The sequence below is a fragment of the Halosolutus halophilus genome (assembly GCF_022869805.1).
Taxonomy (GTDB): domain Archaea; phylum Halobacteriota; class Halobacteria; order Halobacteriales; family Natrialbaceae; genus Halosolutus; species Halosolutus halophilus.
In genome coordinates this window covers 116777-134175 of sequence record NZ_CP094974.1, presented here as the reverse complement: position 1 = coordinate 134175, position 17399 = coordinate 116777, and the positions used below count along the sequence as shown (strand labels likewise).

15 protein-coding genes are annotated in these 17399 nt (G+C 67.4%); 12 read left to right on the top strand and 3 right to left on the bottom strand.

What is annotated here, in order from left to right:
• Positions 1 to 344 precede the first annotated feature (344 nt).
• From dapA to MUG98_RS00685, 9 genes are all read left to right on the top strand, one after another.
• Positions 345 to 1271 (top strand): 4-hydroxy-tetrahydrodipicolinate synthase, encoded by a 927-nt coding sequence (gene dapA, locus MUG98_RS00725; RefSeq protein WP_265110277.1) that lies wholly within the window; start codon positions 345 to 347, stop codon positions 1269 to 1271.
• On the top strand, positions 1268 to 2035 hold the full coding sequence (dapB, locus tag MUG98_RS00720; protein ID WP_265110276.1) for a 4-hydroxy-tetrahydrodipicolinate reductase: 768 nt from the start codon (positions 1268 to 1270) through the stop codon (positions 2033 to 2035). Before dapA ends, dapB begins: the two co-directional genes overlap by 4 nt.
• Positions 2032 to 2868 carry a 2,3,4,5-tetrahydropyridine-2,6-dicarboxylate N-succinyltransferase gene (locus tag MUG98_RS00715; RefSeq protein ID WP_265110275.1) on the top strand — a complete coding sequence of 279 codons (837 nt, stop codon included), beginning with the start codon at positions 2032 to 2034 and terminating at the stop codon, positions 2866 to 2868. Before dapB ends, MUG98_RS00715 begins: the two co-directional genes overlap by 4 nt.
• Complete coding sequence (gene lysA, locus MUG98_RS00710) at positions 2865 to 4187, top strand: diaminopimelate decarboxylase (protein ID WP_265110274.1); 1323 nt, start codon at positions 2865 to 2867, stop codon at positions 4185 to 4187. Before MUG98_RS00715 ends, lysA begins: the two co-directional genes overlap by 4 nt.
• Positions 4184 to 5017, top strand: a complete 834-nt coding sequence (gene dapF / locus MUG98_RS00705; RefSeq protein WP_265110273.1) for a diaminopimelate epimerase — start codon at positions 4184 to 4186, stop codon at positions 5015 to 5017. The genes lysA and dapF overlap by 4 nt, the downstream gene beginning before the upstream one ends.
• A complete protein-coding gene (locus tag MUG98_RS00700) occupies positions 5014 to 6150 on the top strand; it encodes a M20 family metallopeptidase (protein WP_265110272.1) in 1137 nt (378 codons plus the stop codon). The genes dapF and MUG98_RS00700 overlap by 4 nt, the downstream gene beginning before the upstream one ends.
• A gap of 306 nt (positions 6151 to 6456) precedes the next feature.
• A complete protein-coding gene (locus MUG98_RS00695) occupies positions 6457 to 7257 on the top strand; it encodes an enoyl-CoA hydratase/isomerase family protein (protein WP_265110271.1) in 801 nt (266 codons plus the stop codon).
• 1 nt (position 7258) lies between these two features.
• Positions 7259 to 8161 (top strand): beta-keto acid cleavage family enzyme, encoded by a 903-nt coding sequence (locus MUG98_RS00690; protein ID WP_265110270.1) that lies wholly within the window; start codon positions 7259 to 7261, stop codon positions 8159 to 8161.
• Entirely contained in the window at positions 8158 to 8964 is an 807-nt protein-coding gene (locus tag MUG98_RS00685) for an SDR family oxidoreductase (protein ID WP_265110269.1), read from the top strand. The genes MUG98_RS00690 and MUG98_RS00685 overlap by 4 nt, the downstream gene beginning before the upstream one ends.
• Before the next feature lie 74 nt (positions 8965 to 9038).
• Here the strand turns inward: MUG98_RS00685 and MUG98_RS00680 are convergent, their stop codons facing one another.
• Both MUG98_RS00680 and MUG98_RS00675 read right to left on the bottom strand, forming a co-directional pair.
• Positions 9039 to 10544 (bottom strand): bifunctional metallophosphatase/5'-nucleotidase, encoded by a 1506-nt coding sequence (locus MUG98_RS00680; protein WP_265110268.1) that lies wholly within the window; start codon positions 10542 to 10544, stop codon positions 9039 to 9041.
• Positions 10545 to 10577: 33 nt separating this feature from the next.
• Positions 10578 to 12284: an acyl-CoA carboxylase subunit beta gene (locus MUG98_RS00675; protein ID WP_265110267.1), complete on the bottom strand. Its 1707-nt coding sequence runs from the start codon at positions 12282 to 12284 to the stop codon at positions 10578 to 10580.
• A 157-nt stretch (positions 12285 to 12441) separates the two neighbouring features.
• Between MUG98_RS00675 and MUG98_RS00670 the strand changes: the two genes are divergently transcribed.
• Positions 12442 to 13608 carry an acyl-CoA dehydrogenase family protein gene (locus MUG98_RS00670; protein ID WP_265110266.1) on the top strand — a complete coding sequence of 389 codons (1167 nt, stop codon included), beginning with the start codon at positions 12442 to 12444 and terminating at the stop codon, positions 13606 to 13608.
• Positions 13609 to 13656: 48 nt separating this feature from the next.
• Here the strand turns inward: MUG98_RS00670 and MUG98_RS00665 are convergent, their stop codons facing one another.
• A complete protein-coding gene (locus MUG98_RS00665) occupies positions 13657 to 15666 on the bottom strand; it encodes a PA domain-containing protein (protein WP_265110265.1) in 2010 nt (669 codons plus the stop codon).
• Between the two features lie 417 nt (positions 15667 to 16083).
• Here MUG98_RS00665 and MUG98_RS00660 point away from each other — a divergent pair, with 417 nt between their 5' ends.
• On the top strand, positions 16084 to 16485 hold the full coding sequence (locus MUG98_RS00660) for a PPOX class F420-dependent oxidoreductase (protein WP_265110264.1): 402 nt from the start codon (positions 16084 to 16086) through the stop codon (positions 16483 to 16485).
• Positions 16486 to 17074: 589 nt separating this feature from the next.
• Complete coding sequence (locus MUG98_RS00655; protein WP_265110263.1) at positions 17075 to 17323, top strand: HalOD1 output domain-containing protein; 249 nt, start codon at positions 17075 to 17077, stop codon at positions 17321 to 17323.
• Positions 17324 to 17399 lie beyond the last annotated feature (76 nt).

Sequence of the window (17399 nt, the reverse complement as noted above, 5' to 3'; positions counted from 1 at the left end):
TGGACGGCTCGCGACGGGTATAAATTGCGCGGAACTTCACGTTCGCTGCTCCGTGTCACCAGCACACCCCATCGGGCGGTTGTGGCAATAGTTGGTCGAAGTCACAACGGATAAGGCAGTCGAACCCGCCTGTATCACGTATGCGCCACGCCGCTCACTCGACCGTCGGTCGCGTCGTGAGCGGCGTCGCCCCTCGTTTTCCGAAACGTAAACGCGTGTGAGTGTGCTCGCGGCGGGAGTGGCACCCCGTCCCGGGCACGGTTCGGTTGCCCACGATCGATCAACAACTACTCCACGACCGCCGACCGACACACACCAGACCGACCACGAGGATTCCGACACACATGAGTTCAGATATCGACCTTTCGGGCGTCTTTCCGGCGATGTGTACGCCCTTCAACGAGGACGAACGAATCGACTTCCAGACACTGCAGGCCGACGCCCAGCGCCTCGAGGCCGCCGGCGTCGACGGACTCGTTCCCGTCGGCTCTACGGGCGAATCCGCGACGCTGACCCACGACGAACACGTCCGCGTCGTCGAGGCCGTCATCGAGGCCGTCGACGACGTGCCCGTCATCGCGGGCACCGGGTCGAACAACACCCGCGAGGCGCTGGAACTCTCCGAACGCGCCGCCGTCGCGGGTGCCGACGGCCTCCTGCTGATCTCGCCGTACTACAACAAGCCGGAACAGCGCGGCCTGATCGAGCACTACCGGGCGATCGCCGACGCCGTCGACCTGCCACAGATCGTCTACAACGTGCCCTCGCGCACGGGCCGAAACATCGAGCCCGATACCGCCGTCGAACTCGCGAGCCACGACAACATCGCGGGCTACAAGGCCGCCAGCGGCGATCTGGGCCAGATCGGCGAGATCGCCGAGCGGACGACCGACGAGGACTTCGCCGTCCTCTCGGGCGACGACGCGCTCACCCTGCCGGTCATCTCGGTCGGCGGAACCGGGACGATCAGCGTCGCCGCAAACGTCGAACCCGAGCGGACCTGCGCGATGGTCGGCGCGGCGCTGGACGGCGATTACGAGCGCGCCCGGACGATCCACCACGAACTCGGGCCGCTCTTTCGCGAACTCTTCGTCGAGACCAACCCGATCCCGGTCAAGGAAGCGATGGAGATCCGCGGCTACGGCCCCGCTCGCATGCGCCCGCCGCTTACGCGACTGGCCGACGAGTACCGCGAGGATCTCGAGACGGTCCTCGCCGACCTCGATCGCGAATCGACCGAGGTCGCCGACGCGGCAGAGGGTGATCGATGACGGTCCGGATCGGCGTCACCGGCGCGACGGGCCGGATGGGCCGGGAGGTCATCGCAGCCGCCGAAGACCGCGCGGACTGCGAGGTCGTCTTCGCCGTCAACCGCGACCCTGGATCGGGGACGGTCGGCGACGTCACCGTCGAACCGGCCGTCGAGTTCGACGCGCTGCTGTCCGATCGGGAGCCGACCGTCGTGATCGATTTCACCGGTCCCGGGTCGGCCGTCGACTACGCCGAGTCCTGTGCGGCCGCGGGCGTGGCCTTCGTCACGGGCACGACCGGCTTCGACGAGGACGAACTGGCGGTCCTCGAGGATGCAGGCAACGGGGTTCCCGTCCTCCACGCACCGAACTTCGCCCGCGGGGTACAGGCCCTGCTGAACGTCGTCGGCGAGGCGGTGCGGAACCTGCCGGGGTACGACGTCGAACTCGTCGAGACCCACCACAACGCGAAGCGCGACGCGCCGAGCGGCACTGCGAACCGGCTGCTCGAGGAGATCGAAGCCAGCGGTGACTTCACCGAACGGACGCACGGCCGCGAAGGGGAGGATCCGCGCGAAGCAGGAGAGATCGGCGTCCACGCGCTCCGAGCCGGTGACGTCACCGGCGAACACGAGGTCGTCATCGCGGGCAACCACGAGGAGGTCCGACTCACCCACCGCGCCGAGGACCGGGGCGTCTTCGCCGCCGGGGCCGTCGACGCGGCGGTCTGGATCGCAGGACGGAAGGCGGGCCGCTACGAGTTTGCGGACGTGATCGACGAATGAGTGCATTACAGGACGAAATCGAACACCTCTGGACACGGTACGACGACGGCGAAATCAGCGCCGACTCCGCGGGCGAGGACGCGTACGCAACCCTGGACGCCTTCCTCGACGCCCTCGAGGCAGGCGAGATCCGCGCCGCCGAGAAACACGGCGGCGAGTGGGAGGCGAACGAGTGGGTCAAGCAGGGGATCCTGCTCAACTTCGGGCTGCGATCGATCGGCCAGTACGAGCACGGCGGCGTCACCTACAACGACGTCCTGCCGCTCGCGGAGACGGGCGCGTACGGCGATCGCGGGAGCCGCAACACGCCGGACGGGACCGTCGTCCGCCGTGGGGCACGTATCGGGTCGGACTGCATCCTGATGAGCCCCGCCTTCGTCAACATCGGGGCTCACGTCGGGGACGGTACCCTCGTGGACTCCTGTGACACCGTCGGCTCGTGCGCCCAGATCGGCGCGAACGTCAAGCTAGGCGCGAACACCCTCATCGGGGGCGTCCTCGAACCCGTCGAGAACGCGCCGGTCATCGTCGAGGATGACGTCTCGCTCGGCGCGGGCTGTCGCGTCACGAGCGGCTTCGTCGTCGGCGAGAACAGCGTGGTCGGCGAGAACACCCTGCTGACGCCGCGGATTCCGGTCTACGACCTCGCGGAGGAAGAAGTGCTCTACGGCCGCCTTCCGCCGGAGCGGCGCGCGTTCACCCGGTTCGTCGAATCCTCGATCAGCGACCACGACCTCTTCGACGGCGGCGCGTACAAACCCGCCGTCGTCGCGACCGACCTCGAGACGGAGACGATCGAGGCGACCGAACGCGAGGAGGTGCTGCGGGAGTGAACACGGACGCGGACGGCGAGGCACAGGATCGGAGTCCGGCGGTTCGCCGCCTCTCCGACTGGGACCCGGTTCGACTCGAAGCGCTCGTCGACGAGCACGGCTCCCCGCTGTACGTCCTCGATCTCGATCGCGTCCGGGAGAACTACCGGCGACTCGATCGGGCGTTTCCCGACGCGGAGATCCTCTACGCCGTGAAGGCGAACGCACTCGGGGACGCTCTCGAGGCGATCCGCGAGGCCGGCGCGGGACTGGAGTGTGCCTCCGCGGGCGAAGTGAAGCGGGCGCTCGAGGCGGGTGCGCCGGGGTCGGCGATCCGCTACACGGCCGTCAACCCGCCCGCCCGCGACCTCGACTGGGTCGTCGACGCCTGGGACGACCATCCCGACCTGACGATCACCGTCGGGGCCGAGGACACGATCGATCGCCTCGCCGACCGCGGCTACGACGGGCGGCTCTGTCTCCGGGTCAATCCCGGCATCGGAGCCGGCCACCACGAGAAGGTTCGAACGGGTGCCGCCGCGAAGTTCGGCGTCCCTGCGGAGCGTGCGGTCGACGTGCTCGCCGACGCCGCCGATCGGGGCTTCGACGTGGTCGGGATCCACGCCCACGTCGGCTCGGGCGTGCAAAGCGACCAGCTGGACGCCCACCGGGAGTTCGTCGCGCGGATGGGCGACCTCGCGAGGGACGTGGCCGACGCCGTCGGTGACCTCGAGTTCGTCGACGTCGGCGGCGGCTTCGGCGTTCCCTACCGCGAGGACGAGGCGCCGCTCGATCTCGACGCCGTCGCCCGGGCGACTCGAGAGGCGATCGGGAAGATCGACGCGACGCTTTCGATCGAACCCGGACGGTACTTCGTCGCCGACGCGGGCGTGCTCCTGACCGACGTCAACACGGTCAAGGACGCCCGCGAGACGACCGTCGTCGGCGTCGACGCCGGGATGACGACGCTCGCCCGGCCGGCGATGTACGACTCGTTCCACCCGATCCGGAACCTGACGGCCGACGCAACCGACGGTGGCGCTCGCGAGACGATCCCACAGACGATCAGCGGGCCGATCTGCGAGAGCGGGGACGTTTTCTGTACGGACCGCGAACTGCCCGCCAGCGAACGCGGCGACGTCCTCGCGATCGGCAACGCGGGCGCGTACGGCTACGAGATGGCGAGTCAGTACAACTCCCGGCCGCGGCCCGCGTCGGTCGTTCTCGACGGCGGGGACGTCAGACTGGCGCGTCGCCGGGAGACGTTCGACGACGTGACGCGACTGGAGACGGCCCGAAGCGCACCCGACCGCGACAGCAATCCGGAGACAGTACGATGACCGTTCCATTCCAGAAGTACCACGGCACCGGCAACGACTTTCTGATCATCCACGCGGACGAACACACCGTCCCCGATCGGGGCGAACTCGCCAGACGCGAGTGCGACCGGACCGACGGCGTCGGTGCCGACGGGATCCTCTTTCTCGCACTCGAGGAGGCGTTCCGGCCGCCACGCGTCGTGATGACGCTGGTCCAGCCGGACGGGGAGACGGCCCCGATGTGCGGCAACGGCGCTCGCTGCGCCGCCGAGTGGGCCATGCAACGGACCGACACCGACAGCGTGATGATCGACACGCAAGCGGGGACGCTGCGGGCCGATCGAACGGCCGACGGCGTCGCCGTCGAGATGACCGAACTCTCGTTCGATCCCGACGAGATTCCCGTCGACGCCGACGAGGGGGTCTTCGAGGAGGAGATCGAAGGGCTCGAGGTGACGATGGTCAACACCGGCGTTCCCCACGCCGTCTCGTTCGTCGACGACGTCGACGACGTCGACCTCGAGGCGGTCGCGCCGCCGGTCCGCCACGCGGACGTCTTCCCCCGCGGGACGAACGTCACCGTGGCCAGTCCGGACGGCGACGGCGGCTTCTACCAGCGGACCTACGAACGCGGCGTGGAAGGCGAAACCGACTCCTGTGGCACCGGCGCGGTCGCCATCGCCGTCGTGGCGCGTCGACTCGGATTCACGGACGCCGACCCGGTCGACGTCCGACCGCCGGGCGGCGACCTGCAGGTGAGCTTCAACGATCGCGGGCGGGCGATGCTCGCCGGCCCCGTCGAACACGAGTTCGACGGCGAGGTGTCCGTCGAACCGCCGGTCGAGCCGTGACCGGGCGCGAACCGGGCGCGAGCGAGTTCGACCCGATCGAATTCCTCGAGACGGCCGTCCAGCACCCCTCGAACGAAGACGTCGGGCCGATGCGGGCGTTCCTGTGCGAGACGATCGAGGACCACGGCGTGACGTCGCGGGTCGACGACGCCGGGAACGTCCTCGCGAGTCGCGGGTCGGCCGACGCCGACACTCACGTCGTCCTGAACACGCACATCGACACGGTCTCGCCGCACGTCCCGTTCGACCGCGACGACGCTTCCGATCGGGGCGACGTTATCCGGGGCCGCGGCTCCTGTGACGCCAAGGGACCGCTGGCGGCGCTCCTGTCGGCCTTCTTCGCGATCGATCCGTCCCGCGATCGCGTCACGCTCGCCGTCACCCCCGACGAGGAAGTGCTCTCGACGGGTGCTCACGCGCTCGTCTCCGGCGAGGAGTCGGTGACGACGGACGCCGACGCCGTGATCGTCGGCGAACCGACCGACCTCGACGTCTGCACGGCCGCGAAAGGGCGATTTCAGGGGGAAGTTCACCTCTCGGGCGCGAGCGCCCACGCGGCCGAACCGCAGTCGGGAACGAACGCGATCGCCGCGCTCGAATCGGTCCTCGCTGCGATCCGCACGTTCGACGATCGCGCCGACGCGCCGCCGGCCCACCCGCAACTCGGGTCCGCGACGCTCACGCCGACCGTCGTCGAGGGCGGCGAGTCGACCAACCAGGTGCCCGCCGACTGCGCGCTGACGCTCGATCGGCGGAGCGTCCCGCCCGAGACGGCCGAGGGATTCCGCGAGGCGGTGACCGCGCATCTCGAGGCGGCCGTGCCCGACGACGTCGGCGTCGAGTTCCAGTTCACCGATCGGCCGACGCCGTTTCTCGACGCGTGGGAGACCGATCCCGACGCCCCGGTAGTCGACCTGCTCGCGGACGCCGCCGGCGGCGCGATCCGGCCGTTCACCGCCGCGACGGAGGCCTCGTACTTCGCGGCCGACGCCCCGACGGTCGTCTTCGGTCCGGGCGTGCTGGCCGACGCGGAAGGTGCCGTCGCCCACGCGCCGCGCGAGTACGTCCGCGCGGCCGACGTCGAGGCTGCGGCGGCGGCGATCGAGGAGACGCTCGCGGCGCTGGTCGAATAGTTCGATCGAGTACGAACGTCGATCGAGCTACGTATCAGGTCGATCGCACCGGATTACCGTCGTGGCAGAACACTTCTATCGAGTCGCGCCACCGGCGATACTGGTGACGTGGTGCTCGATCGGCCGTCGGCCCGGGACAACTCCATGCGACGGCCGACGAGTTGTCTTGCTGAAGGTTTACGTTCGTGGTTGTCAATCTCAGTCATATGAACAGGGACGATCGACGCGGTGCCGACGGACCGGACCAGCGGGAGAGTCCCGGCGGGACGACCGGCCGGGGGAACGACTACCGATCCGGAGGTGACGATGGCCGACGCTGACCGACTCTCGAGCGACGACCTCGCGGTGTCGGTCAGCGAGGACGAACTCGTGGTGAGGGCGACGATCGATCGCCCCGATCGACGTAACGCGCTCAACGACGGCGTCATCCGGGGCCTGATCGACGTCCTCGCGGCCGCCGACGAGGGCCCGACGCGCGTGGTCGTGATCCGGGGGGCCGAGGGAACGTTCTGCTCGGGGGGCGACCTGCGCGAGTTCCCGATCGGCCAGGGGACCCAGGCCTACCGGGAGAGTTTCGGCGCGCTTTCGGGGCTCGTCACGCAGTTACAGGAGACGAGCGCGCTCACTGTCGCCGCCGTCGAGGGCCACTGTCTGGCGGGCGGTCTCGGCCTCGCGACCGCCTGCGAGTTCGTCCTCGCGAGCGAGGACGCCGAGTTCGGCACGCCCGAGGTCGAGGTCGGTCTCTTTCCCGCGCAGGCGATGGCCCCGATCACCCGGGCGGCGAGCGAGAAAGCCGCGCTGAAGCTCCTGTTCACCGGCGAGCGCGTGGGGGCCGACCGGGCCCGCGAGATGGGGCTGGTGACCGACGTCGTCGAGTCGGCGGCGTTCGAGGCCGAACTCGACGACCTCGTCGACACGCTGGCGGCCAACAGCCCCGTCCTGATCGAGATGGGGAAGACGGCCTACTACGAGCAACGGGACATGGAGTTCGGGGCCGCACTGGCCTACCTCCGGGAGATCATCGCCATGATCGCGATGAGCGAGGAGACCGAGGAGGGGATCGACGCGTTCCTGACCGATCGCGACCCGGAGTGGCGAGGGCGATAGCATGTGTGCGAGCGCCGACTTCTACGATCGACAGGACTCGACGAAGGGCAACGATCCCGAGAAAGTGGTCGTTTCGGCGGCGCTGACCGGCGCGCTGACTACCCGCGACCAGTGTGAGGCGATCCCCTACACGCCCGAGGAGATCGCCGAGGAGGCCGCCGCCGCGCGGGAGGCCGGTGCCGCAGTGGCGCACATTCACGCCCGGACCGACGACGGCGCGCCGACGTTCTCGACCGAGACCTACCGGGAAATCTACGACGAAGTGCGGGATCGCACCGACGTCGTGATCAACTTCTCAACGGGCGCGATCGAGACGCCGCTAGAGCAGCGCCTCGAGTACGTTCAGGAGGTCGGTCCCGACATCGCGGCGCTGAACATGGGGTCGATGAACTACGCGAAGTACTCCGAGTCCCGCGAGGAGTACGTCTTCGACATGGTGTTCGAGAACCCCTTCTCGGAGATTCGCGACCTGCTCGCCGGGATGAACGAGGCGGACGTGACGCCCGAACTCGAGTGTTTCGACACCGGCCACATCGGGAACACGCGGCCGCTACTACGGGAGGGAGTGCTCGATCGGCCGTTCCACGTCAGCCTGATCATGGGCGTCCTCGGGGGCATTCCGGCGACGGTCGACAACCTCGCCCACCAGGTGCGGCAACTGCCCGACGACTGCACGTGGCAGGTGATCGGCATCGGTCGGGACCAGTGGCCGCTCGTCTCGGCCGCGCTCGCGATGGGCGGCAACGTCCGGGTCGGCCTCGAGGACAACTTCTACCGGCCGACCGGCGAGATGGCCGAGAGCAACGCGGACCTGGTCGCGGACGCGGTCGAGATGGCCGAGCAGGTGGGCCGCGCCCCCGCCACACCCGACGAGGCCCGCGAGATCCTGGGGGTGGACGGATGAGTTTCGAGCAAACGCCGCCCACGACCGAGATATTCGCCGACGACCTGCTCGAGGGAGAGACCGCCCTGGTGACTGGCGGTGGGACCGGCATCGGCAGGAAACTCGCGCTCGCGTACGCCGACCACGGGGCCGACGTAGCGATCGCCAGCCGATCGATGGAGCACCTCGACCCGGTCGCCGAAGAAATCGAGGACCGCGGAGCGGCGGCCTGTGCGACCACCGTCGACGTGCGCAACCCCGACGACGTCGAGGACATGGTCGAGACCGTCCTCGACGAACTCGGCGACTGTTCGATCCTCGTCAACAACGCGGGGGCGAACTTCCTCTGTCCCGCCGAGAACCTGTCGGCCAACGGCTGGCGCTCCGTCGTGGGGACGATCTTGGACGGCACCGCGAACTGCACCTTCGCCGTCGGCGAGCACCTGATCGATCGCGGCGACGGCGCGATCGTCTCGATGGGCGCGACGAACTCCGTCCGGGGTGCCCCCTATCACGCACACTCCGGTGCCGGAAAGGCCGGCGTCCACAACCTCATGCAGACCGTCGCCGCGGAGTGGGCGCAGTACGGGATCCGCGCGAACACGGTCGCGCCCGGCGTGATCCGGACCGAGGGCGTGATGGAGGTGATGGGCGAGGCCGTCGCCCAGCAGGTCGTCGAGGAGGATCTGGCGGCCGATCGGCTCGGGACGCCGGCCGACTGCGTCGCCGTGGCGCTGTTCCTCTCGAGTCCCGCCGCAGCGTACGTGACCGGCTCGTACTACGCGGTCGACGGCGGGCAGTTGCTCGCTCCGACGCCGATGTGATCGCGGCTTCGGCTGCAATTCGCGGCGGGTCCGATCGCCAGCACGAGACGTCACGACTGCGGGGGCCGGGTGCGTCACCGGAGCGAGTGTACCGACTCCGGTGCGGTATCGCTGACCGCTTCCATTCGGCCGTCGCATCCGTCCGGGAATCCGTGCCGGCGGACGTACTCGGCGAGAACGTGGTGTTGGTGGCCGTGGGTCGCCTCGATCCGGTCCCGTGAAAGCGGCGCGAACAGCTCGTTTTCGAACGCGAACGTCGGTGCTGCGACCTCGTAGACGGCGTCGGGATCGGGCGGCGAACCAGCCACCGTCGCCGACGCGAGTCCGAGATCGGTGGCCGTGCGCCGCCACGCGAGACTCGCGCCGCTGACGTGGGCGAACACTTCGAGGTGGGCGTCGACGGCGTCCGGAACCACGAGATTCTCGAACAGATCCAGGAGTTCCGCGCCGGTCAGCCCTGCGGTGTGGATCTCGTTGTCGAACGGCGTCAGCGATCGAAGGTCGCCGACGGTCACGTCGCCGGCGAGCGGCGGCCCGGCGCGGAGCATCCTGGCGTTGTACACCGCGACGTCCGCGTCGGCCGCCCAGCGGTAGGCGTCGGCGACGACGTTTCCGATCCGACTCTCGGGGAAACACGCCGCGGGGTCCCGGGACAGGGACGCGTCGATCGTCGCGACCGTGTCCGTGAGGCCGCACTCGGCGAACAGGCCTCGATACTCGGCTTCGACGTCCGTCGCGACCGGCACCTCCGGCACCCGGTGCAGGACGACGTCCGGGGTCCCGCCCGTGAACCGAACCTCGCCGACCAGCGCCGCCCGCTCGCCGGGGTGGACGATCGGGGTCCCCGCCACGACGTCCGCGCGGACGTCGTGGGTGTGGCCGCCGAGGACGACGTCGACGCCGTCGAGTCGGGCGATCTCGTCGTCCAGTTCGCCCGCGTGCGAGAGGACGACGATCGAGTCCACGTCGCGCCCGTCGAGAGCGGCGACGGCGTCGGCGACCGCCGCGATCGGATCGTCGACGGTGACGCCGTCGGCGGCGGGATGTGCCCGGATCGACTGCGGGTCGCTGACGCCGACGAAACCGAGACGCTCGCCCCCGATCGACACCGCCGCGATCCGTCGGACGCCGCGGTCGGCTGCGAGCGGTCGGGTCCCCGTCCGCAGGTTTGCCGTCACCCACTGCTGGGGCGTGTCTGCCACGAGTTCGCGGAGCGACTCGAGGCCGTGGTCGAACTCGTGGTTCCCGAACGTCGAGACGTCGGGACCGACTCTCTCGAAAAATCGACGCGCGTGTTTCCCGTCGGTCTCCATCGCGAGGACGCCCGGAGCAGTCGTGTCGCCAGTTCCGCAGACCAGCGTCGTCTCGTCGCGGCGCTGACGAAGGAGCCTCGCCAACCGTCCGATCCGTTCGGGATCGTCGTACGCGTTCTCGACGTCGGAGTAGTGGAGCAGTCGGGGCGGCATGGGAATCCGATCGATCTGTATTCGTTCGATACACTGGCCAGTGAAGTAATCACTGGCGGTTTCGCGACCGTGATCGGGCGAGATACCGAGTCGGCCGATCGATTCGATTTGCATTTCCGACGGCCGGGTGCGGGGTCGGCCCCGCCGTCAGAACAGCACCGTCCCGTGGTACCGATCGCGCTCCGTCCGGCGCTTGTTCCGTAGCGCGCGCAGCCGGGCGGCGAGCTGGTCCCGCAGGTCGCCCGCGGGGAGCAGTTCGTCGACCTGCATCTTCGCCGCCTGCGCGCGAACGTCGATGTGCTTGTCGTACTCCTCGCGCATGCTCGCTTTGAAAGCCTGCTGTGACTCCGGATCCATCTCTTCGAGCTGTTCCGCGAACAGCGCGTTGACGGCGGCTTCGGGTCCCATCACGGCGATCTCCGCGCTGGGAAGCGCGAGCGTCGCGTCGGGATCGAACGAGGGGCCGGCCATCGCGTAGATGCCGGCACCGTAGGCCTTGCGGGTGATCACGCACAGTTTCGGCACCTGGGCGTTCGAGGTCGCGTAGATGAACTTCCGGCCCTTCTGGAGGACGCCCTCGCGTTCGACCTGCGAGCCGACCATGAACCCCGGCGTGTCACAGAGGTAGACCAGCGGGATGCCGAACGCGTCACAGGTCCAGACGAAGCCGGCACCCTTCTCGGCGGAATCGGGGAAGATCGCCCCGCTTTTCGCGGCGGGCTGGTTCGCCACGATGCCGACGGGTCGGCCCTCGATGCGGCCGAACCCGGTCACGAGTTCGGGTGCGAACCGCGGTTTGAGTTCGAACCACGAGTCGGCGTCGACCAGCCGATCGATCACGTCCTGCACGTCGTAGGCCTCGTTCGGGGCCTCGGGGACGACGGCGTCGAGCCCCTTCGGGTTCGCCGCGGGGGTGTCGGGGTCGCGAGTGGGAAGGGGCGCGTCGTGGCGCTGCGGGAGGTACGTCAGGAGGTCCCGGACGGCGTCGGCGGCCGCGCGCTCGTCGCCGACGACGAGGTCGGCACTGCCGGACTGGGTCGCGTGGACCTGGGGACCGCCCAGTTCCCCCATCGTCGTCCGCTCGCCCGTCACGGCCTCGACGACGCGCGGGCTGGCGATCGCCATCCCGCTGATCTCCTCGACCATGACGAGGTAGTCACAGAACACCGGCGTGTACGCCGAGCCCGCGATGTCGGGGCCGTAGAGGACGCCGATCTGGGGCACCTGCCCGGAGTGAATGCACTGGTTGTAGAACATCCGGCCGCCGCGGTAGCGGTCCATGTGGGTGTCGCCGGGTTCCCGATCGTCCAGGTTCAGGCGCGCCCCGGTGGAGTCGATCAGCCGGAGGATCGGCGCGCCGGCCTCGGCCGCGCGCTCGGCGAGGCGAATCTCCTTCTCAACACCCATCTGGCCGAGCGAGCCCGCCTTGACGGTGTAATCGTTGGCTGCGAAGAAGACGGTCCGGCCGTGTATTTTCCCGACGCCGGTGATCATCCCGTCCGCGGGGAGTTCACCGTCCGCGTCGTTGCGTGCGAACGTGCCGTCCTCGTACTCGATCTCGTCGAAGAGCAGGTCCAGCCGATCGCGGACGAACAGTTTTCCCAGTTGCTCGATCTTCTCGTGACCTCGTTTCGGACCCCCGGAGAGGATCTCCTCGATCTCCTCGCGAAGCCCTCGTTCGCGCTCGGTGATCACCGCGTCGTCCCAGCCGCCGTCGCCGTCGCCGGCAGTCGCGACGGGATCCTCGGTCCCGTCGACGACGAGTTCGACGCGCCGATCGAGGTGGGCGGCGAGGGCGCTCGCGATCGCCCGGGCCGTCTCTTCGTCGGGCGCCGCGTCGACGGTGATCTTCATCGCCACCACCCGCCGTGGATACGGCGTCGATCGCTCATAGAGGTGAATTGGTACCAAGTGACAAATGTATTCGGCTCCCGACGTCGGTTGAACGCAGTTGTCGTTCACGATCGTGGGAAACTGTAACAAGCGTGTGCACCGATTGGTGTCGGTAGACATGGACTATACGGAGACCGAGGAACAACGGCTGATCCGGGAGAGCGTTCGGGACATCGCCAGCGACTACGACTGGGAGTACTGGAAGGGCCGGATCGAGGGCAAGGAGTTCCCGGAGGAGTACTGGGCCGACCTCGCGCGGGACGGCTGGCTCGGGGTCACCATCCCGGAGGAGTACGGCGGGGCCGGCCTCGGGATGCTCGAGATGTCGATGGTGATCGAAGAACTCTCCCGGGGCGGCGGACAGGGCGGGATCATCTTCGTCCTCACGCCCGTCTTCGGCGGGATCAGCATCCAGCGCCACGGCACCGACGAACAGAAGGAACGGTACCTGCCGGCGATCGCCGACGGCGAGATGCGCTTCTGTATGGGACTCACGGAGGCCGGGGCCGGGACGAACACGATCAACATCGATACGTCGGCCGAACGCGACGGCGAGGAGTTCGTCATCTCCGGCCAGAAGATGTGGATCAGCGGCGTCGAGAACGCCGACGAGATGCTGTTGATCGCCCGCACCTCCGACCTCGATCCGGACGATCCGACCCACGGCGTCTCGATGTTCCTCGTCCCCGAACCCGCCGAGCGGGACGGCATCTCGCTCACCCCGCTCGACGTCGAGGTGCCGTGGTTCGAAACCCAGTACCAGGTCGACATCGACGGCCTGCGGGTCCACGAGGACCGCATCCTCGGCGCGGAAGACGGCGGCCTCTACCTCCTGTGGGACACCCTGAACACCGAGCGGATCGCCGGCGCGGCCAGCGCGGTCGGCGGCGGGCTGCGAGCGATCGACCTCGCGGTCGACTACGCGAACGAGCGATCGGTCTTCGGCCAGAAGATCGGCGGCCACCAGGCGATCCAGCACCCGTTGGCCGACGCCTACGCCGAACTCATGTGCGCCCGCGAGATGACCTACAAGGCGGCCTCGAAGTGGGACCACGGCGAAGACGCCGGTGCGGAGGCGAACATCGCCAAACTCCGATCGAGCGAAGCCGCGACGAAGGCGGCCGACCAAGCGGTCCAGACCCACGGCGGCAACGGGTTTTCGGCCGACTACGAGGTCTACGACATCTGGCAGAACTCCCGGCTGCTCAAGACCGTGCCGATCACCAACGAGATGGTCCGGAACTTCCTCGCGGAGCACACGCTCGGCCTGCCGCGATCGTACTGAGCGGCGTTCTCGGAGACCGGCGGCGCCGCGCGGACGGGTCGTCAGTCGTTACTTCCCGCCCTTCGCGGAATCGGCGCCGTACTCCTTGAGGACGTACAGGCCGCCGTTCCGATCGGAGGCGTAGAGCCAGGGCTTGCGAGGCTCCTTGTAGATACCCCAGACGTCCTGGATCCCGCCGTTCTGTTCCTCGAACTCGGGACCGCCGGGGCTGTACCGGGCGGTCTCGACCGGATCGTACGGGTCGCTGATGTCGAGGATGAGCACGCCGTCGGAGTACCAGGAGAAGTACGCCTTGTCGTCCTCGACGATCGTGTTGTGCACCGAGTAGGTCCCTCGCGGATCGCAGTCCTCGTGGGTCGGATCGGCGCTGCAGCGCGTGTCGAACTCGCTGGCCAGCACCGGGTTCTCCTCGTCGGAGTAGTCCCAGATACGTACGTTCCCCCAGCGTTCGGGTACGACCGTCGCCTCGATACTCGCGCCGGTGTCGCCGACCTCGAGGTCCGCGACGCTGTCAGCGTCGAAGATCTCCAGGCCGGTGGAGTGACCGACGAACAGGCCCGGGATGTCGCGCGGATCGCCGCCCATGGTGGTCAGCGAATCGTCACCGGGTTCGTTGACCACCACCATCCCATCGTAGCCGGCGTCGATCGCGATCTCGGCCTTGCGATCGAAGCGACACTCGCCGCGGAGGATGACCGCGATTTCGCCGTCGTCGGTTGCCTCGGGGATCCCGTCGGGTTCGCACGCCAGCCCCAGGTAGGTCGTGGGGCCGGCCAGCGTCTGGTCGGGCAGGTCGGCGATCGGAGCGGTGAAGTTCCCTTCGGCCGCGTCGTACTCGCCGGCGTTCGGCCCCTCGGTGATCTCGAACGAGAGCGCGAACGGGTCGAAGTCCTCCTCGGTCTCGACGACGACGTTACCGTCCTCGGACGGCCACGCCTGGTGGCTGTTGACCTCGCCGTCGCCCGCTGTGGGGTCGATCGCGACCGAGAGTACCTGCGGATCGGCCGGATCGCTGATGTCGTGTAGCACCAGCCCCGCGTCCCAGTTAGCGAGGTAGGCGCGGGTACCGTCGTCGCTGACCGTGACGTCGTGCAGGAAGCGGTTTTGCGAGGTGCCGACCCCGTCCAGCAGCCAGAGGGCGGCCTCCAGGACCCGATTGACGTCCTCGGTCTCCTCGCCGACGCCGTCGTCGAACAGTTCCTCGGCACCCCAGGCGCTCACCCGCTGCGGGTCGGTGGGGTCGGTGATGTCCCACGTCTGGAAGTTGTGAAAGATCGTTTCGGCCACCGCGGACACGTAGTCGCGTCCCCCCTGCTGGAACAGGAAAAGGTTGTGTACGCCGACGTCGATAACTCCGCCGAAGAGAGCGTCGCTGATCGGGTTGATTTCATCGATACGCACCGACGCCAAATGCGTCGGATTCTCCGGGTCGTCGACATTGTACACCTCGAAGCCGCCCGGCCCGTCGTCACAGGGCTCGTTGGAGTGGACTAGGATATCACCGGCGTTCATCTCGTCGACTTTCACGTCGTTGATCCGGCTCCCCTCGACCGACGGGATGCTCCCGACGTACTCCGGCTTGTTGCGGTTGTGGACGTCGAAGACGGGAATTCCCGGGCCAAGCAGGTCGTCGACGAGCCGATCCTCGCCGAACCCTTCGCCGGTACCGCACGGCTCGTTGAAGGTTCCGAGGTAGGCGTAGCCGTCGTGCGCCCACACGTCCGTCGTCCCGTTCGGGAGCAGCCGCTCTCCGCGGCCCGCGACGGCGAGGTTCTTGGTGACGTCGGCGAACGGCCCGTCGCTGACGACGTCGTTGGTGCCCGCGTCCTGTTCGATGAGCGGTTGACTGGGGTCCCGAACCACGTCGTCGAGCCTGTGTTCGAGTTCCCCGTCGTAGTCGTCGGTCACTCCCGTCGACGGGTGGGCCCGGCTGGCATACGGTATCACGCCGGTCCCGCTGACACCGAGCAATGCGAGCATCGATCGGCGCGATATGGCGGTTCTCGAGCGGGAGTCGGTCGCGTTCCGGTCGTCGTCCGTTGGATCTGTCGTTGACATCTGAACACCCTCACTGCGACGGTTGCGCAGTGATTATCCTCGTATGATAATTCACTAACACATGTATATTCATGTACTAACAGAAAACAGGTCGAGATTACTGGTTCTCTTGCGTGTGCGTAATACGTCGTTTCCAGGGGACGGTTCTCTCGAAAGAACGATCGATCGCCCCACTCCCGACGGTGCCGAATGGGTCCGTCGATCCTGGAACGTTCCGATCGGCGTCGGAGGCAACGGTATCGTTCTGCAATGCGAGCGCGGTGATGGACGACGAACGCGCCTGCGATGGCCGACAGACGGTGCCCGGGACGAATCGATCGCCTGAATCGACTCGCCTCGGTTTCGATCGGGCCACCCGTTCGCTGCATCTGCAACCGAAGGGAACGCAAATTAGTACGGAGACGAACCACGGTCAGTATGGCATCGATCCCGGACGACTTTCAGGACCTGTTCGAGAAAGAGACGTTCGCCCACGTATCGACTCTGTTGCCCGACGGCGCCCCACACGTGACGCCGGTGTGGATCGATTACGACGCCGACGCCGATCGACTCCTCGTGAACACCGAGCGCGATCGGCGAAAGGAGAAAAACGCCCGCAACGACCCGCGGGTCGCCGTCAGCATGACCGATCCGGACAATCCCTACCGGATGCTCTCGGTGACGGGCGAGGTCGACGAACTCACGACCGAGGGTGCACGCGAGCACATCGACGAGTTAGCACAGCGATACATGGGCGAAGAGGAGTATCCGAACCCGATCGAGACGGAACGAGTCATCATCTCGATCAGGCCCGAGACGGTGAGCGCCTTCGAGGCGTAGACGTCGTGGTGAATCCTCTACCCGCTTCGAAACGGGCCGACGAGAGACGCTCTCACTCGAAACCTGGAGAAGCGTCGAACGAAGGGCTACTCGGGACGGCCGTTGGCGGCGACGAAATCCGTTCCACCACAGGGACAGGTCCGCCGGCCGACCAGTCGAAGTCCGCCTTTCTTTGGCTTTCTGCCGATCTGTACTTTTCCACACCGTTTGCAGCTCACCTTTAGCAATCCCGATCGTGGTGACATTCTGACACCAAATAATACCGTCGGTGGTAGTCGGTCGAACGGACCAGTGGTTCGTCTCGTCCCGACCTCGGTCACCGACGAGTGACCAATCGTTTAATTCGGTCGACAAGTCCGTCGTTCGATGCGTCCGATTCCTGTGCCTCGTGTTCGGTGTCTGATTCGGACATCAATGGCAGATTCCACCACTTATATTTAAATGTGGTTGACTGTTATGAACGATCCAATTGCGGTTGGCGATGCTCGCCAGACCGCCGATACGCGGGACTTCCACGGCTCTCGCGACAACATTAAACAGTGCTGAACGATCGTTACCTGTTTATTTGATGTGTCATGTGCGGGAGATTGTGCAGATCGACACCTGCAGAACGAACGACGGAGCAGAGAACTGGGACGAACCCGCGACGCGAGTCGTCGAGGAAGTCGCGCGAGCGAAAAACGTCGATCCGCTGGATCTCGACCTGCTCTCCGAGGTCGTCGATCCGGATGCACTCAACGACCTGGTCAGCCACGCTCCGAGAGAAGTGAGAGTTGCGTTCGAGTACGAGAGACACACGGTAACCGTCCGAGGTGACGGTCACGTCCGCGTGGAATAGCGACGCGCTGTGATTTGTGGGGAACTGCTCCGAAAAGGACGCCTGGACTGTGAACCGGTACTGCTCGATTCGAACG

Coding starts and splice junctions, on each gene's coding strand:
- MUG98_RS00670 (WP_265110266.1), top strand. CDS start 12,442: ATGGACTATACGGAGACCGAGGAACAACGGCTGATCCGGGAGAGCGTT.
- MUG98_RS00675 (WP_265110267.1), bottom strand. CDS start 12,284: ATGAAGATCACCGTCGACGCGGCGCCCGACGAAGAGACGGCCCGGGCG.
- dapA (WP_265110277.1), top strand. CDS start 345: ATGAGTTCAGATATCGACCTTTCGGGCGTCTTTCCGGCGATGTGTACG.
- MUG98_RS00665 (WP_265110265.1), bottom strand. CDS start 15,666: ATGTCAACGACAGATCCAACGGACGACGACCGGAACGCGACCGACTCC.
- MUG98_RS00685 (WP_265110269.1), top strand. CDS start 8,158: ATGAGTTTCGAGCAAACGCCGCCCACGACCGAGATATTCGCCGACGAC.
- dapF (WP_265110273.1), top strand. CDS start 4,184: ATGACCGTTCCATTCCAGAAGTACCACGGCACCGGCAACGACTTTCTG.
- MUG98_RS00715 (WP_265110275.1), top strand. CDS start 2,032: ATGAGTGCATTACAGGACGAAATCGAACACCTCTGGACACGGTACGAC.
- MUG98_RS00660 (WP_265110264.1), top strand. CDS start 16,084: ATGGCATCGATCCCGGACGACTTTCAGGACCTGTTCGAGAAAGAGACG.
- MUG98_RS00680 (WP_265110268.1), bottom strand. CDS start 10,544: ATGCAAATCGAATCGATCGGCCGACTCGGTATCTCGCCCGATCACGGT.
- MUG98_RS00695 (WP_265110271.1), top strand. CDS start 6,457: ATGGCCGACGCTGACCGACTCTCGAGCGACGACCTCGCGGTGTCGGTC.
- MUG98_RS00690 (WP_265110270.1), top strand. CDS start 7,259: ATGTGTGCGAGCGCCGACTTCTACGATCGACAGGACTCGACGAAGGGC.
- dapB (WP_265110276.1), top strand. CDS start 1,268: ATGACGGTCCGGATCGGCGTCACCGGCGCGACGGGCCGGATGGGCCGG.